The sequence below is a fragment of the Carboxylicivirga fragile genome, assembly GCF_050589805.1.
GTDB classification, from domain to species: Bacteria; Bacteroidota; Bacteroidia; order Bacteroidales; family Marinilabiliaceae; genus Carboxylicivirga; species Carboxylicivirga fragile.
In genome coordinates, this window is record NZ_JBNGOY010000029.1 from 1 (window position 1) to 25,907 (window position 25,907).

Here is a 25,907-nt window from a genome sequence, read left to right on the forward strand (position 1 = left end):
AGTCAAATCAAATCAAAAAATCAAAGAACGTTTGTATGTTGTTGAAATATAATTTATTGCAAATTGTTTTTAAAAATTAACGCATCACTAGTAATTTTCCAATAAAAATTCTATTTTCCAATTTTTGGATATGTGGAAATGTTCAATTTTTATTAAGTATCACATTTTCAGATTGTAATGTTTTTTGGCAAGGCGATTGATATATTCTAGGAAACAAAGAGAAATGATTTTACTGAGTATTATAGGCATTATTTCTTTGATGGTAGCAGCGTGTTACTTGTTTGATGAAATAGTGATTGATAAAGATAAATAGGTTGCATACTTGATTGATTATTATCGCAATTAAGTTTCAACCGGTAGTTTGGGTGTTTTATGAAAAAACCTCCTTCATCAACGGATGAGGAGGTTTTTTGTCTTTTAAACAATCCACTGTCTACTGACTAAAGACTATCGAACTATATTACAGTTATCGCATGTTCTTCAATCCAACCAACGTTTCCGTCCGCTAATTCTATTTCTTTCCAAGTACCAAGCGTATTAATAATTTCCACTTTGGTTCCTTCATGTAAAATAAAAATTTCCGTACCGCTGGCATCGGGTGAACTTTTAACAGTTAATGAAGGTGAGAATACGATGGCGTGATTACGCTCTGTTAATTTTTGCTTTTGTTGGTAGGCAAATACAATTCCTGTTATTGTTAAAATAAAAAAAGCGAAGCTCAGGTAAAATCCAGCTTTCTTCAGAATGACAGATCTGGAATAAATAAAAAGGGCGGCACATATTAAAGTTAATAATAAGCCACAGATGCCAATAATAGCCCAAAAATCGGATGTTGCCTTATTCTGGAAGCTCTTGTGCCATTTGCTAATAAAGAATCCACCAATGGGCGTTATTTTGTCTGTTGTTTGGCTATAGGCCAATTCAAGATTGTATTTTACATCCTTATCTTGTGGTTTCAGTAATAATGCTCTTTCGTAATTTAATATGGCATCGGCTAATTGGCCATTTTTGTAATACGCATTTGCTAGGTTGAAATAAAGGTCGCCACTTTCAACACCTGTTTCTAATATGCTTTGGTAGTTCGTAATGGCTTCATGATAGTTGCCGTTGCTGTAGTCTGCATTTCCTTTTTCAAAGCGATCATCCTGCGCATGCATCAATAAGCTCGAGAAAATTAATAGCAAGTATGTTATGTATATTTTCATCTGTTTAAAATTTATCTTCATTTGTCAGATGGAACTCTCATGAAAATCTAATTATTCTCAATGAAAAATGAATAATTGATTTTACATGTTCGTTTCATTATTTACGCTTTATCTGGTTTTCTAAGAGGCTAATTGTATAAATGGTTTTCTGATATAACTTATCCATTTCTCCGGTTCCCGAAGCAGGAGCATAACGTGCAAATTCACACGTATCTAGTATCTCCAATATATCGTTTACAGCTTCTTTCGAGGCATTTGACTTTATTAATATGTCACTCGCATTATCCTTTGATAGTTCTCCCAGAGGGATACTTAACTTATCGCTCATGTAACCCCATAATGCTTTTAGTACTTCTTCGTAGAAGGCTTCTTTTTCGCCGGTTTTAAGCAGTTGTGCCGAGCGTTTTAATCGCTGACGAGCAACTTTGTTGGCTTTTTTCGTTTTCTGTAACGAGATGTTAGCATTCTCTTTAATGCGTTTTTGATTGATGATGAATAAGAAGATGAAAACCAATAGGGGCACTATAAGTGCTAAATAATAGCTCAGACTTCCAAAAAGGAAAGTGCCTTTGGGTTTTAGTTTTGTAGTAGCCTTGATAAAGCGAATATCCTTACCAATGAATTTTACATTCTCGCGCGATACATTTGACCTAACAACCCCCGAATTGGCCATTTCGTCACCTTCGCCTTTTTCAACCTGAATGGTAATTGGCCCCGATTCCTGAGTTTGATACTTACCCGTTTTTGGATTGAAGTAGCTAAACTTTATACTTGGTATAGTAAATTCACCAGCATGACGTGGAATCATTAAGTATTCAAAGGTTTTAGACCCTTTCATGCCTGCTACGGTATTATTCGTGTTATTGGCAATTTTGGGGTCAAAGTCGTCAAAGTCAGCAGGGAACTTAATGACAGGATTCTCTACAAATTTGTGATTTCCTGTTCCATTAACCGTTACTTTTAAAGTAATGCCATCGTTAACTTTAACTTGGTTTTTGGTAACTGAAGCTGTCATCTTTAACTGTCCAACACCTCCGGTATAACCTTGTGGTCGTCCGTTAGGAAGCGGTTTTACAGTTAAGGTAATTGGTTTAGATTTTACCGTCTTCTTTACGGAGCGATAACCCGATTCAAAGAAATCATCGAATATATTTCTTGATCGCGCAGCTGTTCGTTGGCGCACTAAGAACTCTATCTCAGTTGGATCAATTGTTATTTTGCCCGTTTTCTGAGGGAATAGTAATTTTTGCTCGTAGGTTCCAACATTATAAGTTCGACCATTAATGTTTTCCATGATCCAATTAATGCCCTCACTCGATTTTAAATCTTGTGCAATAAATGCAGAAAGTTTAGGCTGTTTAATGTCCGACAAACCATCTAATTGTACTTGAGTATAAATCTTAGTTGTTAAAACCATCGACTCATTTTGGTATAATGTTCGCTTGGATGGTGTAACCGTTATAAACAGTTCGTCAGCTTTAGCAGCACTTGACGGAGCACTTTGATTACCCGAGTTATTTCCTTGTTGTGTTTGAGCCTGATCGGCTTTAACCACTTGAATCTTTAGTTGGTTTGAAGTTACTTTTTCCCCATCCACCATTATTGTTGCCGGAGGAATGGTAAAATTACCTTCTTTCAACGCTTTAAGAATAAATGTAAAAGTATAAGTCGTTTCTCGTGATACCTTGCCATTAATAATTGAAGTGTTGTGCGAATAGGAAGTACTTGGACCCATCAGGATTTGAAAATCTTGAAGTGGAGCCAGTCGTATATCATTTCCTTCCTTATTAAGGGTGTATACCAGCTGAAATTTATCACCTTCAACCACGGCCTGTTGAGCCTTTGCCCTAAAGGAGATATCCTGTGCCGATACCGTTTCAAAAACGCTAGTAAGAAATATTAATGTTAGAAAGAGTAGTCTCATGTTCAATTTAATGTTTGTACAAAAGTAATGTTTCTACCAGTTTTTTTCACTCTTTGTTTGTTTTGCTGCCTTTGCTTTCTGAAGTTTTTTCTGCAACTCGTCTTCATCTTGTTGAATAGCATTTAATAAACGCTGTGCATCTTCTTTCGACATTTGTTCTTCAGGTTGCTGCTGCTGCTGATTTTGTTGTGGTGGCGGTTGCTGATTAGGATCTTCCTTTTCTTCGCTATCAGGTGTGCCATCGTTATCTGAATCTAAATCACGATAATCAGGTGTTCCATCACCATCGGTATCCTTTGGATTATTTGGGTCATCACCAGCTTCTTGTTGATCGGGGCGGCCATCATTGTCCGAATCCTTATCCTTATAATCTTCAACACCATCACCATCGGTATCCTGATTTTGATCTGGCTGACCTTGATTATTCTCTTTTTCCTTTTCATCAGGGATACCATCTCCATCCGAATCTTGCCCTTTATTCTGCTGTTGGTCTTGATTTTGTTGCTGATCCTGATTCTGGTCCTTGTTTTGATCTTGATTCTGTTGTTGATCTTGCTGTTGTTGTAGCATTTTTTGAGCTGCAATCAGGTTATAACGCGTATCATGATCTTCGGGATTATTGCGCAAGGCATTTTTATAGGCTTCTACACTTTCAGCAAACTTTTGCTGCACAAAATGAGCATTACCAATATTGTGGTAAACTTTTGCCAGGTTTTCAGTATTCTCCTCCGTTTTTGCTAAAGTCTGAAACTGTTCCAAAGCCTCATCAATCTTTTCTTGTTTGAATAAGGCGTCGGCCAGATTAAATTGTCCTTCAAAAGAGGTATTTTCTTTATCAAGTGCTTTGCGGTATTCAATTTCAGATTCAAGGTAGTTTTCATCGTTAAATTGCGTGTTGCCTTTTCGGATGAATTTGCGCTCCTCTTGTGCATTCGAATTAATAAATGCTCCTAAGATGAATAGACTAAATATGATGTACTTCATTATCTGGTTTACATTTATTTATTAATCTTATTGTCTTTTACTTCAAATATATTGATGTGTTTTAAACGTCGGTTTTTACGTTCAAGTATCAAGAATTCAATAATAATTAGAAGAAGAGCAAAGCCAAGAAACCATTGAAATTGGTCTTTATAATTCTCATAAACTTTGGCTTCTAGTTCTGATTTTTCCAATTCTCCCAACTCATCTACCAAATTATTGATTCCGTTTCTGATATTATTAGCTGGTATGTAGGCACCATTCCCGGTTATCGCTATTTGTTGAAGACTGGCTTCATCCAATTTAGATATAACCACATTGCCATTCCTATCTTTCATGAAATCGTTAGCTCTACCACCTTTAACAGGGATAGGTGCACCTTTGGGTAAACCCATGCCTACAGTATAAACACGAATACCCTTCTCATAGGCATCGGCAGCTGCTTTTATCGGGTCATCATCGTGGTTTTCACCATCGGTAATCACAATGATGGCTCTGTTTACATCTTCCTGCTTGGTAAATGAGTCCATGCCTTTATATATAGCTGAACCAATAGCTGTACCTTGTCTGCCAACAGCATCGGTACTTACCGAGTTAAGAAACATTTTAGCCGAAGCATAATCGGTGGTAATGGGTAATTGAACAAAGGCATCGCCGGCAAATACAATGAAACCGACCCTATCGTTATGCAATTTGTCAACCAAGCGAGAAATAGCTCTTTTGGCACGTTCAAGCCTATTGGGTTCAATGTCTTGCGCCATCATACTGTTTGAAACGTCGAGGGCAATAATTAGCTCAATGCCCTTTCGTTTTACGGTTTGAAGCTTAGTTCCGTATTGTGGACCTGCAATGCCAATGATTAGAACAATCAGTGCCAATAAAAGAAAGTAAAACTTAATGGTAGGTCGCTTAAACGATACATTGGGCATTAAGTCACTTATCAATTCATTATTGCCAAATTCATCCAGGGCTTTTTTACGCTTGCCAGCAAAGTAAAGGTGAATGAATGCCAATACAGGAATAAGCAATAATAAATAGAGGTATATGGGTTGTTCAAATCTGAAAATATCCATGTTTAATTCTTTAATCAATAGGTGTTAAGGTAAATTGCGGAAAACTGTATTTCGTAAAAATACTTCTAACAAAAGGAATAAGCCTGCGAGTAAAGCAAAAATGAAGTACTCTTCTTTTCGCTTGGTGTATTCGCGAACCTCAATCCTCGTTTTCTCCATCTTATCTATTTCGGTATAGATTTCGTTCAATTTGTTTTTATCCGTTGCCCTGAAGTATTTACCATCCGTCAGATTCGCAATTTCCTGAAGAAGTTCCTCGTCAATTTTAACCTCCATTTGCTGGTATTGCTTGCCAAATACGGTTTCAACAGGGTAAGGCGCCATACCTATTGTACCAACACCAATGGTATATACTCTTACGCCAAATGTTTTGGCAATTTCGGCAGCTGTTAAAGGTGCTATCTCGCCTCGGTTGTTTTCACCGTCGGTTAAAAGTATTATCACTTTACTCTTAGCATCACTATCTTTAATACGTTGCACCGCTGTGGCTAAGCCCATTCCAATGGCTGTTCCATCTTCTAGTAAACCCATCTTGATATCCAGAAACAGATTGTGCAATACGTTATGGTCTGTTGTTAAGGGGCATTGAGTGAAACTCTCTGCTGCATAAATTACCAATCCTATTTTGTCGTTGTTTCTTCCTTTAACAAAATCAGCGGCAACCTGCTTTGCGGCCTCAAATCGGTTGGGTTTAAAATCTTCGGCGAGCATACTACTGGATATATCCAAGGCAAGCATGATGTCAATTCCCTCGGTTGTTTCGTCACTGAAACTATTGCTCGACTGTGGGCGTGCCAAAGCTGTTATCAATAGAATTACGGTAAATACACGGAATGCGAACAAAGAATGTCTTAAATAGATCTTTTTTGATACAGGTGCTTTCGAAAAACCTTTAAGGGTCGAAATCTGTAAAGAGGCTTGCATCCCTTTTTGTTTCCAAACATACCAGGCAATGTACAGAGGTACAATTGCTAGTAGGATGAAAAATAATGGTTGCGCAAATGTTATATTACTCATTGTTGTTATTTCTTAAATCATTATCTGCTGATTCAGCTTCTTTATCCAGCATGTTTTGCTTTTCTTCTTCTAAGGATTTAATCTCTTCAATCTTTGTTTGATTGATAAAGAAGTAAGCGTTAATCATGCTCATGTCATTTTCATCGGGAAATGGCTCGTGCTTAGCAAACTTTACCAAATCAGCGGTTCGTAATATTTGCTTCAGGTTTTCAAAAGATTTATCATCACTAAAATCGATGGTTTTGAACGAGGCAAGAATTTCATCACTGGTTTGCTCCATGGCACTCACTTCAAATCGTTCTTCAATATAATGACGTAATGCATCCGTTAACTTGGAGTAATACTGTTTGGTTAGACTGCGTTGCCAAAGTTTTTCACCTTTTATTTCATCCAGCTTATTTAAAGCAATAACATGGGGCGGTATTTTTGGTTCCTCCTTTTTGAATATATTCACTGGTATATCGCGCCCCCTGTATTTCATGATGGCCAATGTGGTTCCCACTACTAGGAAAATAAATAGAATTACAAAAGGAAAATATTTTTGTATTTCGGATAAGAGGAATGGCGTATCAATTGGTTGTTTAATGTCGGTGATACCCTTTTGTGGATCCACTTCTTCGAAAGGATTTACCACCATCAGCGACATGTGATCGGTTTGCAAGGTTTTATCCAATAACTTACCGGCTTCCTCAAAAACAATTGGTGGAATGTAATGCAAACCGCTGTCGAAAGAGGTGATTCGATACCTTTGCTCCAGAAGAAAACGATTGTTTTCAGTGCTTAAAGTATCGATCGGATTCACCCTAACAATTTCAACACTCTTAGTAATAGTATCCTTAAATGTTGGGAAAGCTAATTGTATATCGTTTGGCTGCGACATCTGAATTTTCAGATCCATCTGCCCACCAATATAGGTAACAGTAGAATCTAATTTCGCCGAAACAGATACGTTTTGTGCTGTCATGCTTAGGGTCAAAAGCAGAAAGCCAAAGCTTAGTAAATACTTTTTTGCCCAATGATATCTTAGATGTATTTGTGTCATTATATTCTCTTTTTAAACAGCGCTATCAGTGCTTTCACGTAGTCATCGTCTGTGCGCACCGAAACATTATCAACTCCACATTTTCTGAAAAGATTAAGGGTGGCTTTATCAGTATCGTGCCACCATTTTTTGTAGGCTTCTCTTACCGCATTGTTTGAGGTATCAGTCCACTGGTATTGTCCCGTCTCAGCATCTTTCAACTTTATCAGACCAATAGATGGTATTTCTGTTTCGCGCTTATCAAACACCTTCAATGCAACCACATCGTGTTTCTGATTGGCAATCTTCAGTGCATCTTCAAAATTATCGTCGATAAAATCGGAAATGATAAAGGCTGTACACCTTTTTTTGATGGCATTGGTCAAGTATTTTAAGGCTTCCGAAATGTTGGTTTCACGGTGTTCAGGCGTATACGAAATCAACTCGCGAATGATGTGCAGTATGTGTTTACGTCCCTTTTTAGGGGGAATAAACTTTTCGATACGATCGCTGAAAAATACCACGCCAATCTTATCGTTATTCTGAATAGCTGAGAAAGCCAAAACAGCGGACATTTCAGTAATCACGTTTTTCTTAAACTTGAAGGATGTTCCAAATTCGCGCGAACCAGATACATCAATCATCAAAAGCACGGTTAATTCACGTTCTTCTTCAAAAACTTTAATGTAGGGGTGATTAAAACGTGCGGTCACGTTCCAATCGATATTGCGGATGTCGTCGCCATATTGGTATTCGCGTACCTCACTAAAGGTCATACCACGCCCCTTAAAGGCCGAGTGGTACTCACCAGCAAAAATATTGCTGGATAAGCCACGCGTCTTAATCTCAATCTGACGTACTTTTTTTATTATATCTGTTGCTTCCAAGATCTTTTCCTTTTAGCCAGGCATCTTAAATAAAATTTATGCCCATTAAATGATCGAAATACAAATAACTTACAACTAAGCTATCAGCCATAAGCTAATAGCTATAAGCTTACCTCGTCTAAGGTACTTCAACCTGGTTCAATATCTCGCTAATGATCTGTTCCGAAGTAATGTTGTTTGCCTCAGCTTCGTACGACAGACCAATACGGTGACGTAATACATCGTGACAAACAGCACGAACATCTTCAGGGATAACATAACCACGGCGCTTGATGAAAGCATAGGCCTTAGCTGCCATCGATAGACTGATACTGGCACGAGGTGACGCACCATACGAAATCATATCCTTGAATTTCTCCATGCCATATTGCTCAGGGAAACGAGTCGCGAAAGTAATGTCAACAATGTACTTCTCAATTTTCTCATCCATGTAAACATCTTTCACCACACCACGTGCACGAATAATGTCATCTGGTTTTAAGATGCTTGACGCCTTAGGGAATGTTTTAGCTAAGTTGTGACGAATAATCATTTGCTCTTCGTCTTTCTTAGGATAATCCAAAACAATCTTTAACATGAAACGGTCAACCTGTGCTTCAGGCAATGGGTATGTTCCTTCTTGCTCAATCGGGTTTTGTGTGGCCATTACCAAGAATGGCTCTTCCAGTTTGTAGGTAGTATCACCAATGGTTACCTGACGTTCCTGCATCGCCTCTAAAAGCGCACTCTGAACTTTTGCCGGGGCACGGTTAATCTCATCGGCCAAAACAAAGTTGGTGAAGATAGGTCCTTGCTTAACTACAAATTCTTCTTTCTTCTGACTATAAATCATGGTTCCTAACAAATCGGCAGGTAACAAATCCGGTGTAAACTGTATTCTTGAGAATTTAGCGTCTACAATGGTTGCCAGTGTGTTAATGGCCAATGTTTTTGCCAATCCCGGAACACCTTCCAAAAGAATGTGCCCATCGGATAATAAGCCGATCAACAAACCTTCTACAAGGTGCTTTTGACCAACAATTACCTTATTCATTTCAATAGTAAGTAAATCTACAAAAGAACTTTCTTCTTTAATTCTTTCGTTAATAGCTTTAATATCTACTGTTTGATCCATGATTAGTAGTTTTATATTTTATTTATTTTTTCTTGTGCTTCACCAAATGTGTTGGGTTTGCTCTGTTTACATTCAAATAAACACATTATAGCCCGATTGAATTATTCTGTGCTCGTTAAAATTTGTTAATCGACCCCGACTTTAACGTCTCTTTAACATTTCAATTTTAACTTAAATCTTAGCTATTGTTTTATGTATTTTCATTGAATTCGAACAAAAATAGCAGGAATTTAAGAGACTTAGGAATAAATGCTCTAGTTTTTATGACTTAGTTTAAAAGTGTTATTGCTCATTGTTGTTTTAAGAAAATCTTAACACTTTTGTCGGGCATTAAAACTAGTTATTGATGAATTATTTTAGTTTTCATACGCACAGTGATTTTTGTGACGGTAAAACATCGATGGAAGAGGTATGTAAACGTGCCATTGAGTTGGGATTAAGTGCTGTTGGTTTTTCGAGTCATGCACCTGTGCCCTTTAAAACTAAATGGGCCATGCAGTTTGATGATGTAATAGCTTATGCAAGTGAGGTGAAGCGCTGCAAGGCATTGTTTGCTGATGAAATAAAAATATACGCTGCTTTGGAAGCTGATTATATTCCTGTTGGCAATAGTGTGAGTTATGATGCCTGGCGACAAATGGCTGACCTTGATTATATAATAGGATCGGTGCATTTAGTGGCTAATCCCTCCGTCCCTGATGAGTTGTGGTTTTTGGATGGCCCAGCTGAGAACTATGAAAAGGGCATTAATGCTTGTTTTGGTGGTGATGTAAAAAAGGCTGTAGGGCAGTTTTATAAGCAAATCCAAGACATGGTTAAGTTTCAAAAGCCGGATGTGATTGCGCACATGGATAAGGTGGTGATGAATAATAAGGGGCGTTTTTACAAGGGTGATGAGGACTGGTATCTGGATTTAGTTGAAGAAACCTTAAGGGTGGTAGCTCAGTACGGTACCATAGTAGAAGTTAATACACGAGGCATTTACCGAGGTAAATACCATACCTTTTTTCCTAATGAGCAAATTATCAAACGTTGTGTGGACATAGGGATTCCCTTAACGGTATCGGTTGATGCACATCACCCGGATGAGCTTACCGCTGAATTTGAAACGGCAGTATTAGTGGTGGAAAAGCTTGGAGGAAAAGACTTGGCTTATTTTAATGATGGAAAGTGGGAACAATTACCGATTTCCGATGTTTTGAAGTAAGTTTTAAATAACAATAAGCAAGAACTATGTTTGAAGATAATGATTTTGTTTGCCGCCATATGCAATTAACTAAGGCGGATATTGTAAAAGTTATTCGTGATAAGAATATAACATCCTTCGACGACCTTCAGGATGAAACCAATGTAGCTACTATCTGCGGAAGCTGTGTTTCTGATATTGAAGATATCCTGGAAGAGGAAATTGCAAAACGTTAAATCAATTGTTCAATTTGAAGATGTGTTAATATAATGATGAGTTAGTTCGACAGGCTCACTAACCATTTTTGATAATAGTTAATCCTAATACATTATCTAATTTTCAAATTAACTAATTGGTATATTGTCAAATCTCCAAATTGAAACATTGTCACATTAGTAACAGCGAGCTATCTCCATAACTCAAAAAGCGAAACTCATTATCCATGGCATATTGGTAGATGTCTTTCCATTTGTCACCAACAATGGCGCTGATAAGTAGTAATAAGGTGCTTTGTGGTTGATGGAAGTTGGTTACCAAACCATCAATCATCCTGAACTCATAACCCGGAACAATGATGATGGCTGTCTTGCCAGCTAGGTGCAGTATCTTGTTTGTCTCCATAAAAGCCAGTAGAGCTGTCAAAGCATCTTTCTTGGAAGTATTACTTGGTAGGTTATATGGGTCCCACTGCTGAATGCCTTCAGAGATATCGAGTTTGTTCAGTAAACGAACACCATACCAATATAGACTTTCAAGTGTACGTACCGATGTAGTACCAACGGCAATGGTAGGATCTTTGTGATTTATTAATTGCTCTAGAGCATTGCGTTCTATTACAAAATGCTCGGTATGCATGTCGTGAGCAGCAATGGTTTCTGATTTTACCGGTTTGAAGGTACCAGCCCCCACGTGTAAGGTGATGTTTAAAAGGGTGTGATTCTTTTGATTTAAATCACTTAATATCTCCTCGGTAAAGTGTAGCCCAGCGGTTGGTGCTGCTACCGATCCTTTGTGATCGGAATAAACCGTTTGATAACGATCCTTGTCAATGGCCTCAGTTTCACGATTCAAATAAGGAGGTATGGGTGTTAGGCCTATGGCTTCAATTAGTTCTGCAAAGGCATAGTTTTGATTATCCCAAGTAAAAGTAATGGCATAGGCATCGCCCAACTGTTCTCCCTTATCAAGCTGAAGCTTGATGGTGTCACCATTGATGGTAATGTGTTTTTTGAGCGGTGCAGCTTTCCATTTACGAGCATTGCCAACAATGCATTTCCAGGTAGTGGTTTCTCTACTGTCGAAGGCCATTTGTACTTCGGCAGGTGCCAGAGGTTCCAAACAAAATATCTCAATCTCAGCACCCGTTTCTTTCTTGAGCTTTAAGCGAGCACGAATCACCTTGGTGTTATTAAAAACAAGCATGCTTTTAGGTGGAAGGGCTGTTTTAATATCTGGAAACTGATGTTGTGCAATGTTGCCTTGTTTATAAACGAGTAATTTCGAAAGATCCCGGTTTTTGAGCGGGTATTTGGCAATGCGCTCGTCGGGTAGGTCGTATGTGAAATTACTTATCGCTATATCAGGCTTTATCATTGTTTCAGTTTTTAGGGCGACAAATTTAGTTAACTTTGTTTTAATAAATGAATATGCACAAATCAAAATTACTATAATGAAAGTTAAAGCAGGAGATACAATACGGTTCTTAAATATAAGTGGAGGTGGAGTGGTAACCCGAGTAGAGGGTAAGTTGGTATTTGTAGAGGATCAAGATGGTTTTGAAGTGCCTGTTATGGCCAACGAAGTGGTTTTGATTAAAGACGAGAGTAAAGCAGCTGATAAACCAGCGGAAATTGAGGAAGTGGTTGAAGATACTTACGAGTACGAAGAAGTTGGTGACGATAGTGATCCCAAATTCTTTGTGGCATTTCTTTCTGGTGAGCAATCTGGCCAGGAATCAGGTAATTTACGTGTGCAACTGATCAACGATAGCAATTACTTTGCTTATTATACTATCGCTAATGTTCGTAAGGATGCTCAAGTTGATTTATTATTTAATGGTTTGATTGAGCCCAATACGAAAATCAGTTTGGATAAGATGACTGTATTGCAGTTGGATGATCGCCAGTGGAAAGTAGATATGATCTTGTTCAAAAAGAATAAATCATATAAGAACATGGCACCCCTGTCGGAAGTCTTCAAAATTAAAGCGGCTCGTTTTTTTAAGGAGAATAGTTTTGCCGACAACGATTACTACCACGAGAAGGCTGTTTTGATTCCTTTGATCAAAGGCGAGTTTGAGCGTAAGTTGGATGAGTTAACTCAAAAAGATGTTGATAAGATAGTTAAGGAGAAAGAGGCTAAGCCGGTGCGTAAGAAATATGCCAAGCGTGATGAACCAGGTATTCTAGAGGTGGATTTACACATTGATGAGTTGATTGATACAACTGCTGGATTAAGCAAGGGAGAGATATTGGGTATACAAACTGATAAGTTTAAACAGATCATGAAAGAGAATGAAATTCAACGAGGGCGTAAGTTGGTGTTTATTCATGGTGTGGGCACTGGTACTCTGAAAACTGAAATCAGAAAGTTATTGGATCGCCAATATAAAAAGCACTCTTATCAGGATGCTTCTTTTAAGGAGTATGGCTATGGAGCTACCATGGTGATTATATAAATATTTGGGGTCTGTTGTATTCGTTGGGACTGAATAAATGACGCAAGAAGAAATAATTAAGAAGTTAGAGCAGATTGCTAAGCAAAAGGATGTTCCTTTTTATTCGAGTTCTGAGGTCAAATATAAAATACCTAATCTGGCACGACGTTACATTGCAGCTAGATACGTTATATATGACTTGAGAATGGTTGAGAATGGACTCTATTTTATTTTTTATGACTCTTCAACTGGTGGTACTTATAGATCTAGTGCATGGGGAGAAACGTTTTGTGGCTTGTTCATGGCGATTGATGATTTTAATTCTAATGTAACCATCAAAAAAAGACAGTGGATTGATAGGTTAAGTGTTCGAAGGAGATATTTAACTGGAAATAGATTACTAGATCAGGCAATTACAATACATTCTGATTCAAAAAGCATCAATCAAAATTTTCTTAAAGAAAAGAAGATAGAGTTTCTGAATAAGATGATGCGGAAAATCAACCCTATAAAGGTTGAAACTGAAGTTGATTCATGGAATATTGTTCCTGAACTTGATCACAAAACTGTAATTTCGATAAGTGTGAACCGTTGGTTAACGAGTTCAAATCAGATAGAATGGTTCGTTGTAAATGCGTGTAAATATTTACTCGAAGAGTGATGTGTGTTGATACCGTATAAGGAGTATAGCTTGGAAATTTTGACCCGTCCTTGTTCGATTGATTTGGATAGTTTAAAGTGTTGTTTTACTCTTTTATAGAATGATTATTTTTCACCAATAGAGCCTAGTGTATGACTGATTACGATAAGTATTACCGGACAGAGAATTTATTTGGAGAGGCATATGTGCAACTGATTGATTTTTTCAGCAGCTATAAGCCCAAGGGGATATTACTTGATGTGGGGTGCGGGCAAGGTAGAGATGTAATTCCTTTAGCTAGGCTAGGATATCAGGTAACAGGTATTGATAGCTCAATGGTGGGTGTGGAACAGATGAATACAATCGCTCAAAAAGAAGGCTTAAATGTAACGGGATTAGTGGGTGATATTTACGCCTTTGACAACTACTCCGCTTTTGACATTGTGTTGCTCGACTCGATGTTTCATTTTGAGAAACGAGATAAGCAAAAAGAGACTTTATTGCTTAGTAAAATTGCAAGGGACATAAAAAGCAATGCCGTTATTTGTGTTTGTATTCAGGATACAGGAAAGAAAGTTGCTATTTTAAAAGAAACGATAAAAGATACCGGACTTGATTTCGATGTTCTTAATGATTCTTCATTGATTTATAATTATGAGGATAAGGAGTCTGGACATAAATCAAAGACGAAGTATTGTATGTATATTGTGAAAAAGAAATAATTATATGCTTGAAGAGTGATATGTAACTAGCTTGGTGGTCTAGGTAGAGTGATCATTTTTCGATGGCACGGTGATTATGTAATCATCAATTATATCAATAATTTTAAAGAGCCGGCAGTAAGACTTACTACTGGCTTTTTTTGTGAAAACCTAGGGACACAATGATATGAGTTTGGTTAATATGATGTATTAACTCCATTCTATTTTTCTAGGCTCTCCGCCTTAAATAAGTGATTTATGTCCTCTTCAGGGGGTTCAGAGCTTAATAGATTAGTAAGTTTGTTTTGTAGGCATATCGTTTGTGTATTAGGTATGTAGCGATATTTAAATTAGGGAAATATTTTTATACAAGCAATAATTATTCTGCTGTTTTTAAACATAAATTTTTGTCTTTACTATAGTTGATGTTTGCCTTAAATTTATTCTACTAACAAAAGCTTGAATTGAGACGCTGCTTTTAACATGTTGAATTAAATGAGTTAACTATGAAGGGAACAAAATCTTCATTGGAAGTGATGCTGCTCGAGCGTTATAGGATATCGCTCAAAAACGCAGAAGAACAATCTGATATTGCGCAAGTAATGGCAGAGTATGGATATACCGCTAAAGAATTTAGCGAGGGTAAGGCACTTTTATTAGATACTCGAACGGCTTTCGATTCTAAATTGCAGGAGGCTGAAGAAGAATCCAGTGCTTATCAAGCGTTTAATGTTTTGAGGGGGCGGCTTTCAAAACAGTATTCTGTTTTAAGAAAAAAGGCTAAGGTTGTGTATCGTAAAGATGCCCTGATGTGTGATAAGTTGGCTGTTAGTGGAGATATGCCTAATGCCTACATTAATTGGTTTGAGGTGATTCGTAAGTTTATAAATGTGGCGATGGCCAGTGAAGAAGTACGAACTAAGTTGGCTCGACTTAAGGTAAGTGAAGAGGACTTGAATCTGCTAAGTGATGATTTAAATGAACTAAAGAACTTGCGGGCTATTTATTTGAAAGAAAAGGGTGAGTCGCAGAATGCTACTCAGATCAAGGATGAGAGTTTTGCAAAGTTGGATGATTGGATGCGAGAGTTTTATGCCGTTGCTAAAATTGCCTTGGAAGATCAACCACAATTACTCGAGTCACTCGGTATAGTTGTTAAGTGACTCTTATATTATACGAAACGAACATGACCTGCTAGCTCTCTTGAGTTAGCAGGTTTTTTATTGCTAAAACTTCAGGTTAATTCTTATATCTGGCTTAATGAGAGGGATTCAGAGTTTCCTTAAATATTCAAATTACAAGTTATACCAATTGTATAGCTTATAAATTTCTATCTTATTTAGAATACACATATCTTATTTTTAAAAATGGTAGTCGTAACTATTAACTTCTTTATCTGAGTTAAAATTAACTAATCTATTTATTGATATCCTTTATCTGATCTAGTTTTAGTAAATCTTTTATTGGAATGTAGAAATCTAATTTATAGTGTTAAAATTATATTTTAAAAATTAATTGTCGAAAATTAAATAGTTAAAATCTATAACTAGTTTGAAGAAATCTGATTTATAATTGTAGGATTCAAACAATATAAATATAAATGATAAAATTAAATTGTGGGATTATAAAGTAGATCCTACGGTATCGGTGAATATTTTGGGTTAAAGTTTATTTAATTAAGTAGTATCTTTTTACATAAAAGATTGGAAATTGTTAAAATAAGTTACGAACTATTTGGAATTATAAAAAATAATTGTAAATATTTGTAAGCATTGTATAAATTATACATGAGTTGAGAATATTAAGAGGACTGTAAAAGAAAATTAGATGCATTACACAAAACATACGATAACATCATTTATACATCAGGCAGATACTATTGTTAAAAATGGTAAGCAAGTCGATGCTATTCGTAATGCGGTAGTTAAATATGGCTACGATGAGCAGCAAATGAGTGCCGGAGAGATACTTGTTAAAGAGTTACGTGAGATACAGATTGCTCAACATGAAGCTAAATCGGAAAAAGTCCGAAATTATAAACGAAAGCAAAACCTGCAGGCACAGGTTCATAAGCTATATATGAAGTATGTGAAATTGGGGCGTATTGCTTTCGTTAATGATGTGAGAGCGCGTAAAGCTTTGGTGTTGGATGGTGGGAGAGAACGTACCTATAATGAGTGGTTGTATCAGGTTACAGCATTTTGTTCCATAATGCTAGGTAACGATAATGATTACCTGGAGGTCATGGCGCGTTTTGGTGTGACAAAGCTTGATTTTGAGGACTTGAAGAAACAACTTAAGGAGTTGAATAAGGTATCTGATCTGTGTTTGAAGAGCATGGGAGAGGTGAGAGAGCTAACTGCACAGCGAAAAAGAAAAGTATTAGAAATGCAGCAATATGTCAGTGATTTTTTAAAGGTGGCACGAATAGCTTTGGAGTATTCTCCGAAGTTGTTGGAATCATTGGGCGTTGCAGTAAAAAGTTAATAAAGAAAAATGCAGCTATAATGCTGCTTTTAATGTAACATCTTGATGAAGGTGTCGTACAAACGTTAACTGTTGTTAAACAGAACATTTTTGTTTAGTTGAATCATTCCCTAATGCACATGGTGTTAGGATATAAATAAAAATGTTTTGGCAATAGTGTTCCGGAGCCATAAATGCGAAGGAAAGTTTGTTACGAAAATAATGGTGAAGTTGGAAGTGCAGTTGGGGATTAAAATAAACATTGGTTTATGAAAATGATTTTACGCTTTAGGTTGTTGATGTTTTTGGGTTTGATGCTTTTGGTTTCAAGCGCGAATGCTCAAAGTTCAAAGTCAATTAAAAATGACATTAGGGCTATACATAAGTATTTAGGTTACTCTTCTCCTGTTTTGAAAGGTGGAGAAGTTGGTAATCCTATTCCTTCTTTAGAGGCAGAGTATTGTTCTACTGATGGTTCTGATGACGTAATTGTTCCTGATAAAAGTGCTTTGCCGCCAGCAGCTGTAGATATTCAGTGGGAAATTGTAACTAATATTGCTGGTGAAGGTGTTATGCTGCATCCTGGTTGGGGTGATGTTTTAGGAACCGGAACCGATACATATTTGCGTTTTCATCCGGATAGAGTTGATGCAAGGTATTTAAATAATGCCACTATTTATATCGTTATGACTCCTTTAAATGGAGCCGGTGTAAGTGCTGGTGGTGGTTTAACTGACTGGACATTGGTTTATAAAACGGCCACACCTTATGATTTATCAAGTAATGTACCCGCTATTTGTGCGGGTAGCGATGCTATATTAACATTGTCAAATTCTGAAAGTGGCTATGGTTATCAGTTGATGGTTGATGGTGCACCAACTCAAGGTAGTGTTAATGGTTCGGATGGTGTTGCTATTACCTGGACTGTTTCTGCTGCAGGTGATTATACGGTAGATGTTGTAAGAACAGCTGTTCCGAATTGTGCCATTACAATGAATAATACAGTATCATTAACAGTATATCCGCTGCCTACTGCTACGGCAACTAACGATGGCCCCAAGTGTGAGGGCGAGGATATTATATTGACGGGTGGAGATAATGGCATGGTAAGCTATGCGTGGTCTGGGCCTTTGTCTTATTCAAGTGGAGATCAAAGTCCTACCTTAAGTGCTGTTACGCCTGGAATGACTGGAGCTTACACTCTATTAGTTACGGATGGAAATGGTTGTCAGAATACAGCTGTCACCAATGTGGTTGTTAATACTGCACCTACTGGTGATATATCGGGTACTGCTGATATTTGTGATGGTTCTAGTACAGATTTAACATTTACTTTAACGGGTGTTGGGCCTTGGGATCTGGTTTATACCGATGGTACAACCGATTTTCCTATCAACGGTATTGTAGCTAGTCCACATGTGGTTTCTGTTACTCCAGCTGTTAATACAAGTTATACAATAAAATCATTAAGCGATTCAAATGTGCCGGTATGTGCTGCTGCCGTTTTAACGGGTCAAGCAGATATTACTGTTCTTTCAAGGCCAACTTCGGTTATAAGTGGAGATGCAAGTATTTGTGATGGTGAATCTACTGATTTAAGCATCGTTTTAACGGGTGCATCAGATTGGGATTTGACCTATACTGATGGTACAAATACGTTTAATGAAACAATTAGTTCAAGTCCGCACACCATTTCGGTGAGCCCTTCAGCGGTTCCTGCAAATGCGCAAACGGCTTATCCATATCTTGTAACTGCTTTGGTTGATGCAAATGGTTGTGTGGCCAATTTTGGTGATATGACTGGAGGTGCCATTGTAATAGTCAATCCTATTCCAAATGTTACTTTAGTTAGCGATCAGGCAGGTGATGAGTTTTGTGCTGGAACCTTAGTGGAATTTACGGCTGGTGATGCCAATGTGGATGAATTTATATTTTATAAAAATGGCATAGAAGTGCAGGCAAGAAGTACGACTGCTACCTGGAGTGCCAATGATTTAGTTGATGGTGATCAAATTACTGTTGAGGGTTTTGATACGGATTTTGCACCTAATACAGATTGCAGTGCAATATCTGCGCCTGTTACTGTTGTTGTGAATGAAGTTACAGCTACGCTAAGTATTTCTTCACCCGGTGCTGTAATTTGTGCTGGTACGCCAGTTACATTTAACGCCAATGCTGTTAAAACACCTTTCGACGCAGGTGCTACATATAATTATGAGTTTCGTCGTATTCGCTCTGCTGTTGATACGCAAGCGCAGGACGGACTGTCCAGTACTTTTACTGATCCGGCTCTTCAGAATGGCGATCAAATTTATGTGATTATTACTGAAGCTAATTCGGGTTGTGATGGCACATCTAGTACAATTACGATCACAGTTAATGATAATCCTGTGGTTACTTTAGTGCCAGATGTTAATCCTAGTTGTGATGGGAGCGATGTTACTTTAACCGCAACGGTTACTAATGCATCACCTACGGTTGTGCCAACTAATTATGAGTTTTTCTTAAATACGGTAAGTCAACAAAGCAGTGCAAGTAATACCTTTACAAGAAATAATTTTGCTGACGGTGATCAGGTGTTTGTAGAAGTTACAACAGCCGCAGGATGTAATGCAAGTTCTGCGCCTCCTGTTGTTATATCTATTGATCCGTTACCAACACCTACAATTACAGGTAACTTCACACCATGTGTTGACGCTATTGAAAGATATACAACCGATCCTGGTTTTGCAGGTTCGTATGTTTGGACCGTTACTGGTGGTACTTTTGATGCAGGTGGTGGTATTAATGATGATTACGTAGATGTGGATTGGAATACAACAGGTATCCAAACCTTGACGGTTACATATAATTCTGCAGATGGTTGTCCGCCTGTTGCGCCTACAAGTCAAACAATAACGGTCAACTCTTTACCAACGGTTGGTTTAACAGGAGAGACCGATGTTTGTGATGGAGCTACCGAAACATATACAACAGAAACAGGCATGAGTAATTATGTTTGGAACGTAGTGGGTGGTTCTATACAAACAAATGATAACAATGGAACAATAACAGTATTGTGGAATGTTATAGGGAACGGTTCTGTGAGTGTTAATTATGATAACTCAAATGGATGTAGTGCCAATAATCCTACTGTTTTGGCAACAACTGTTCATACGCTTCCTATTCCTACTATTACAGGTAATTCACCTGTATGTTTAAATGCTACTGAAAGATATTCTACCGAAGGTGGATATACTAATTACGATTGGCAAGTTGTTGGAGGTACAATTATTCCAACCGCTAATCCTCATATTGTTGATGTACAATGGACATCAATAGGAAATCAAGAGATTTCGGTTAATTACGAAACTTTAACTGGAAACTGTTCGGCAGCTTCTCGAACAACTTCAGCAATTTTTGTTAACGACTTATTAGTGCCAACAATAACTGGAGATAATGATGTTTGTGTTAATTCAAGTGGTAATATTTATACTACTGAAGCTGGAATGACCGGATACGTTTGGACTGTAGTTGGTGGTACTGTTGATTCTGGTGGTTTAACAAATGAGGTTTCTGTAACATGGAATACTGCTGGAGCTCAATCTATAAATGTATCTTATACCGATGGTAATACTTGTCCGTCGGCTGCTGCAGTGCCTTATGCGGTTAATGTAAACGCCTTGCCAACTCCTACCATAACTGGAGATGCTACTGTTTGTAACGGAACAAGCTCGGTTTATTCTACAGAGACAGGAATGACAGCTTATGCATGGACTGTTACGGGTGGAGGATCTATTTCTGCTGGCCAAGGAACAGAAAGTATCACGGTTGATTGGACAGCCGTTGGCCCTCAGGATATAACAGTTACTTATATTGATGCTAATTTATGTGGTGCTGGTACTCCAACTTCAACGAGGGTGACAGTTACTGATCTGCCATCTCCAACCATTACAGGTTCAGATGATGTGTGTGAAGGGCATACCGAAACTTATACAACCGAAGGTGGTGCCTCTAATTATGATTGGCAAATTGCTGGCGGAACTATAATTCCAACAGCTCAAGAGCATATAGTAGATGTAGTATGGACATTAGGAGCAGCACGCGAAATATCCGTTAATTACGAATTGTCATCTTGCCCTGCCGCAACCCCATTTGTGTTGCCAGTAACGGTCAATCCTATTCCAACAGTGTCGTTAACAGGAGTTAATGAAGCTTGTTTAAATACGATTGGTCATATATATACAACTGATGCTGGTGAAAGTAACTACCAATGGACGGTTGTAGGTGGTACCGTAACAGCTGGTCTTGGCACTAATGAAATAACAGTTACATGGGATGTTCAGGGAGCCGGTTCTGTGGAGGTTAATTATGATAACTCCGACGGATGTTCTGCTGTAGATCCAAGTCGTATTGATGTAACAGTTCATCCTTTACCTATTCCAACTTTATCAGGTAATAATACGGTATGTAATACATATCGTGAAGTGTATACAACAGAGACTGGTATGACTAATTACAACTGGTTAGTTTCTGGAGGTACTATCGATGTGGATGATAATAATGGAACTATAGAAGTGATATGGAATACGCTTGGTGCACAAACTATTAGTGTATCTTATACTAATAGCAATAATTGTGATCCAAGTATTCCAACGGAAATAAATGTTACCGTAGAAGATACGCCTGTGCCAACTATCACAGGAAATAGTATCGTATGTAATAATAATACAGAAATATATTCTACTGAGACTGGAAATGACAATTATGTATGGACAATTACAGCAGGTGGAACTATTGTTAGTGGACAAGGAACAGATGAGATTGAGGTGCTATGGAATGCTACAGGTGCTCAGCAAATTACTGTAAATTATGAATTTGCTAGTGGATGTACAGCACCAAATGCAACACCTTTAGATATTACGGTGAATCCATTATCTGGAGTTGTTCTAACAGCTGCACCTTCTACAAGTGTGGTGGCAGGTACAGAAATTACCTTTACAGCTACTGGAACTGATGTGGTTAATTATGATTTTTTAATTAATGGAGTTCCCGATGCTACTCATGATGGCTCTGATTCTTATAGGTGGACACCTGCTGATATTAGTGATGATAATACTGTAGTGCGGGTTATTGCAACAACAAGTACTGGTTGTACTGACTTTGCAGAATTAACCATTCGTGTTTTTGAAGGTTTAGCGCCTACTGATGTAGAGCCTTTAACTCAAGTTTACTGTGAGGGCGATGCTTCTGCGGTATCGATATATCTTGTTGCGCCGGTAATGAACGGTGTTAGTTACGATTTAATTCGAACAGATGATAGTCAATTGATGGGTACAGTTACGGTAACTGATCCTTCTGACGAGGTACGTTGGACGCATGGAGTTAACGGTGTTGACTTTACTTATGCCGGAACGGCAACGTTTAAAGTAGAAGCCTATTGGCCAGCAGTTCCTGGTGATCGTATTGATATGAATAATCAAGTTGTGGTTATAGAAACTGCCTTGCCTGATAATTCATTCACAATTGATCCAGTTGGAGTTGTCACTGGTTGTAATGCTGGTGCTGGTTACGAAATTACCCTCTCTGGATCAGAAGCTGATGTAATATATACTCTAACTGTTGATGGTGCTCAGGTGGGAACACCTATCCCAGGAACTGGAGCCGCGCTTAATTTTGGTTTCCAGTTAACTACTGGTGTGTATGTAGTTGTTGGTGATAGAGATGGTTGTATTCAAGATATGTCTGGTACTTTCGAAATACAATCTGATTGGAGTGGTACAACACAAACAGTTGTTGGTAACCCTGCGGACGGTCGTTTCTGTATTGGTGGCGCAGGTATTGAAGTGATATTAGAAGGTTCTGAGGCTGGCACTAATTATGTTGTTACCTATAATGGAGCTGAAATTATTGGTTCTGATTGGACAGGTGATGGCGCGGCCAATACCTTTGGTCCGTATGATGCAGCTGGTGATTATGCTGTAAATGTTAAAACAACAAGTGGATGTTATTATCCTATGAGTGGATTGGTAACTGTTACGGAAGTTGCTTTACCAACTGCATTTAATTTATTAGCCGAAAACGATAATCCATTCTATTGTACAGGAGGAGCTGGCCTTGAATTATTACTTGATAATAAAGAAGCTGGTGTTCGTTACACCTTATATAAAGATGGTGTTTATGCTGAAGATATACTTGCTACAGTAGATGGTGGACAATTAGTGTTTACTGGAGCTTATACTGCTGGAACATATAATGTAAGAGCAAATATTGAAGGTTTGACTTGTGAGGAGGATATGGCCAATACATTAGATCTAGTTGAAGATCCTTTACCACAGGTTCTTGAACTATTAGGTGAAACTGGTTTCTGTGAGGGTGGTGGTTCTGCCACACTTTATATCAATAATCCAGAGGCTGATGTTACTTATGAACTCTTATTGGATGGAATAGCTACAGGAGACTTTGGTACAGTAGGTGGTGGACAGATTATTTGGTCTGCAACTGCCGCTGGTCAATATACTGTGCAGGCTACAAAGAATAATGCGAGTACTAATTGTGGACCTCATCCAATGAATGGTGCTATTGATGTAACAATGACCTTGTTGCCTGAGGATAGATTATTGACAGTTGTTGATGGAACAGATTGCGATAACGGTACAATTGTAACAATTAATAGTTCACAAGCTGGAATCAGATATGTATTGATTGATAATGATACTGACTCTGAAGTGCCTGGTTATGAAATAATAGGTGATGGAGGTAATATCTCCTTCAACCCAATATTTGATGATAATGGATCTTATCGCATTGAAGGCTTCAATACAACTTGTAATAGGATAATTGACGATGCAAATCACAATCCAATATTGGTTAATATTGCTGGTGTTGTAGGTAAGCGTACTATTGACTTTACACCATCAGGACCAATTTGTGTTGGTGATGGAGGTTTAACCATACAGGTTCATAACCCTGATGCCAATGTGGATTACGTACTTTACCGCATCGACGGTACTGGAACAGATGTATTTGTTGAGACATTAACTCAGCCTCACTCTACTGATCCTATTGCCTTTACACCAACCTTTGCTGAAGGTGAATATAAGGTGATTGGATATAGAGATTTCGCTGGTGATCCGACCGGATGTAATAATGAAATGTTGAATCGTTTAACGATTTCATATAATCCTCTACCTAAGTCTTACTTAATGACTGGATCAGGTTCATATTGTAATACAGGAACAGGTACTGTTCTGGGTATTGAAGGATCAGAAATCGATTATATTTATAATTTAGTTTTTGATGATGGATCTGGAAATGTGGTTGTAGATACGAAAGTTGGAGATGGAATGCCGCTTGTATTTGACGCTGTTTCAACCACAGGTACTTACACTGTTTATGCAGCTTCTCCATTTGGCTGTACATCAAGTATGGACGGTTCAATTGATGTGCAAAGTGTAACTGAAGTCATTAATCAGGATCTTACAATGCCAGCTTATACATATTGTGCCAATAGCACTGGAGTTGATCTGGTATTACAAGACCAGGAGTATGGTGTGTACTATGAGGTTCGTGAAGCCGACGGTATTACAGTTGTTCTTCCTGCTGTTCAAGGTGGTCAGCCAGGTTCGCAATTAATATTGGGAGAAGTTCAAGCAGGAACTTATACCATATTTGGCTCCTACGATGTAGCCTTTACTTCATGTGTTATGCAAATTAATAGTGGAGCTGAAGTTATAGTAACATCTGATCCTGTAAAACCTATTCTTAGTTTATCAAGTACTGATTATTGTGCTGATGGAGATGGTGTAGTACTAACGGTTGATAATTCCGTTTTGAATGTGGGTTATCAATTAATAAATAATGCTGGTGATTTAGTGAATTATGTAAATGGTATTGGAGGGCCAGTTGAGTTCCCAGTACCTATAAGAGGAACAGAAACATACTTTGTTAAAGCTATTTCGTTTACCACAGGTTGCGAGGTTGATAGTGATCCAATAACTATTACTGAAAATCCCCTACCACAAATATTTGATGTGTGGTTAGAGATAGAGGACGAATTTGGTGATGTTAGTGTAAGTCCTTGTGAAACGCTTTGTCAGGGCTCAGTTAATATTGATAAAATTAAACTTGAAAGTTCCGTGATTGGAACCTCTTACACACTATTACGTGAATTAGGTGGAGATCTTTACGAAATTGTTTCAACAATTGTAGGAGATGGTCTTGAACTTGATTTTGGAGTACAAGATGAGGCTGGTTATTATGTGATACAAGCTACAACACAGCCACAAGGATGTTCTGTTTTAATGGATGGTCGTGTTCTGCTCTATGCAATACCTTTAGAAGCAATCGATGATGTAGTTGGCTTGCAAGGTGGTGAATTATTGGTAGAGTTTGATGTTGCCCAAAATGATCTTTACCTGAATGGGGTGGATGTGTTTGAGGATGCAGAAAATGAAGTTGATAAATATAGAAATCTTGAATTCGAGCTCATTACAGCATTTGAGTTTATTGATGAAAATGGTGATCCGCAACAACATGAGGTTATTGGTTCTGCAACCATTAATTCCGAAGGTAAATTAGAATACAAAAAGTTACCAGGTTTCTATGGTAGAGACTCTGTTCGCTATAGGGTTACAAATATTGATCCATTGCACCCAAACAGATCTGATATTGCAACCGTATTTATTTTTGTTGGAAATGTTAATGTGGAAGACGGGAAAGATCTACTACTACCAAATGCCTTTTCACCAAATGATGATGGAATCAATGACTTCTATGTTATATCAGGAAGTTTTGATGTTGCAGTTTCAAAACTAGAAGTGTTTAACAGGTGGGGAACCTTGGTTTATAGATCAAAAGGTGACTTTTATGGTAAGGATGATGATTGGTGGGATGGAAAATCAAATGCTGGAGCCATGGTCTCTCTGGGTGATAATTTACCAAATGGTACTTATTATTATGTGTTCTCAGTGGAAGTCAACAATGATGGTAATAAGGAATCAAAAGAATACAGTGGATTTATTGAATTAAGACGATAATACGAACATATATTATACT

The 25,907-nt window shown here is 37.8% G+C and carries 17 protein-coding genes; 8 read left to right on the plus strand and 9 right to left on the minus strand.

Annotated features, from left to right (window positions below):
• Positions 1–455: 455 nt before the first annotated feature.
• The 8 genes from ACRD7B_RS13565 to ACRD7B_RS13600 all read right to left on the minus strand — a co-directional run bounded on the left by ACRD7B_RS13565 (position 456) and on the right by ACRD7B_RS13600 (position 9,222).
• A complete protein-coding gene (locus ACRD7B_RS13565; RefSeq protein WP_430825112.1) occupies positions 456–1,205 on the minus strand; it encodes a tetratricopeptide repeat protein in 750 nt (249 codons plus the stop codon).
• A gap of 97 nt (positions 1,206–1,302) precedes the next feature.
• Positions 1,303–3,129, minus strand: coding sequence for a BatD family protein (locus tag ACRD7B_RS13570; RefSeq protein ID WP_430825113.1), 1,827 nt, complete (start codon positions 3,127–3,129; stop codon positions 1,303–1,305).
• Positions 3,130–3,162: 33 nt separating this feature from the next.
• A complete protein-coding gene (locus ACRD7B_RS13575; protein WP_430825114.1) occupies positions 3,163–4,113 on the minus strand; it encodes a tetratricopeptide repeat protein in 951 nt (316 codons plus the stop codon).
• Between the two features lie 14 nt (positions 4,114–4,127).
• Positions 4,128–5,183 carry a VWA domain-containing protein gene (locus ACRD7B_RS13580; RefSeq protein WP_430825115.1) on the minus strand — a complete coding sequence of 352 codons (1,056 nt, stop codon included), beginning with the start codon at positions 5,181–5,183 and terminating at the stop codon, positions 4,128–4,130.
• A 24-nt stretch (positions 5,184–5,207) separates the two neighbouring features.
• Positions 5,208–6,200, minus strand: coding sequence for a vWA domain-containing protein (locus ACRD7B_RS13585; protein WP_430825116.1), 993 nt, complete (start codon positions 6,198–6,200; stop codon positions 5,208–5,210).
• Complete coding sequence (locus ACRD7B_RS13590; protein ID WP_430825117.1) at positions 6,193–7,242, minus strand: hypothetical protein; 1,050 nt, start codon at positions 7,240–7,242, stop codon at positions 6,193–6,195. Before ACRD7B_RS13590 ends, ACRD7B_RS13585 begins: the two co-directional genes overlap by 8 nt.
• A complete protein-coding gene (locus ACRD7B_RS13595; RefSeq protein WP_430825118.1) occupies positions 7,242–8,108 on the minus strand; it encodes a DUF58 domain-containing protein in 867 nt (288 codons plus the stop codon). The genes ACRD7B_RS13590 and ACRD7B_RS13595 overlap by 1 nt, the downstream gene beginning before the upstream one ends.
• Before the next feature lie 118 nt (positions 8,109–8,226).
• A complete protein-coding gene (locus tag ACRD7B_RS13600) occupies positions 8,227–9,222 on the minus strand; it encodes an AAA family ATPase (RefSeq protein WP_430825119.1) in 996 nt (331 codons plus the stop codon).
• A 346-nt stretch (positions 9,223–9,568) separates the two neighbouring features.
• Here ACRD7B_RS13600 and ACRD7B_RS13605 point away from each other — a divergent pair, with 346 nt between their 5' ends.
• A complete protein-coding gene (locus ACRD7B_RS13605; protein WP_430825120.1) occupies positions 9,569–10,429 on the plus strand; it encodes a histidinol-phosphatase in 861 nt (286 codons plus the stop codon).
• 26 nt (positions 10,430–10,455) lie between these two features.
• On the plus strand, positions 10,456–10,644 hold the full coding sequence (locus tag ACRD7B_RS13610; RefSeq protein WP_430825121.1) for a (2Fe-2S)-binding protein: 189 nt from the start codon (positions 10,456–10,458) through the stop codon (positions 10,642–10,644).
• A 151-nt stretch (positions 10,645–10,795) separates the two neighbouring features.
• Here ACRD7B_RS13610 and ACRD7B_RS13615 read toward each other — a convergent pair whose 3' ends face one another.
• On the minus strand, positions 10,796–12,001 hold the full coding sequence (locus tag ACRD7B_RS13615; RefSeq protein WP_430825122.1) for an S-adenosylmethionine:tRNA ribosyltransferase-isomerase: 1,206 nt from the start codon (positions 11,999–12,001) through the stop codon (positions 10,796–10,798).
• A 76-nt stretch (positions 12,002–12,077) separates the two neighbouring features.
• Between ACRD7B_RS13615 and ACRD7B_RS13620 the strand changes: the two genes are divergently transcribed.
• From ACRD7B_RS13620 to ACRD7B_RS13645, 6 genes are all read left to right on the plus strand, one after another.
• Positions 12,078–13,085 carry a DUF2027 domain-containing protein gene (locus tag ACRD7B_RS13620; protein ID WP_430825123.1) on the plus strand — a complete coding sequence of 336 codons (1,008 nt, stop codon included), beginning with the start codon at positions 12,078–12,080 and terminating at the stop codon, positions 13,083–13,085.
• Between the two features lie 37 nt (positions 13,086–13,122).
• Complete coding sequence (locus ACRD7B_RS13625; RefSeq protein WP_430825124.1) at positions 13,123–13,725, plus strand: hypothetical protein; 603 nt, start codon at positions 13,123–13,125, stop codon at positions 13,723–13,725.
• Positions 13,726–13,856: 131 nt separating this feature from the next.
• Entirely contained in the window at positions 13,857–14,426 is a 570-nt protein-coding gene (locus ACRD7B_RS13630) for a class I SAM-dependent methyltransferase (protein WP_430825125.1), read from the plus strand.
• A 485-nt stretch (positions 14,427–14,911) separates the two neighbouring features.
• On the plus strand, positions 14,912–15,568 hold the full coding sequence (locus ACRD7B_RS13635; protein WP_430825126.1) for a PQLLE family protein: 657 nt from the start codon (positions 14,912–14,914) through the stop codon (positions 15,566–15,568).
• 664 nt (positions 15,569–16,232) lie between these two features.
• Positions 16,233–16,892, plus strand: a complete 660-nt coding sequence (locus tag ACRD7B_RS13640; protein ID WP_430825127.1) for a PQLLE family protein — start codon at positions 16,233–16,235, stop codon at positions 16,890–16,892.
• A 248-nt stretch (positions 16,893–17,140) separates the two neighbouring features.
• Positions 17,141–25,888 (plus strand): T9SS type B sorting domain-containing protein, encoded by an 8,748-nt coding sequence (locus ACRD7B_RS13645; protein ID WP_430825128.1) that lies wholly within the window; start codon positions 17,141–17,143, stop codon positions 25,886–25,888.
• Positions 25,889–25,907: the final 19 nt, after the last annotated feature.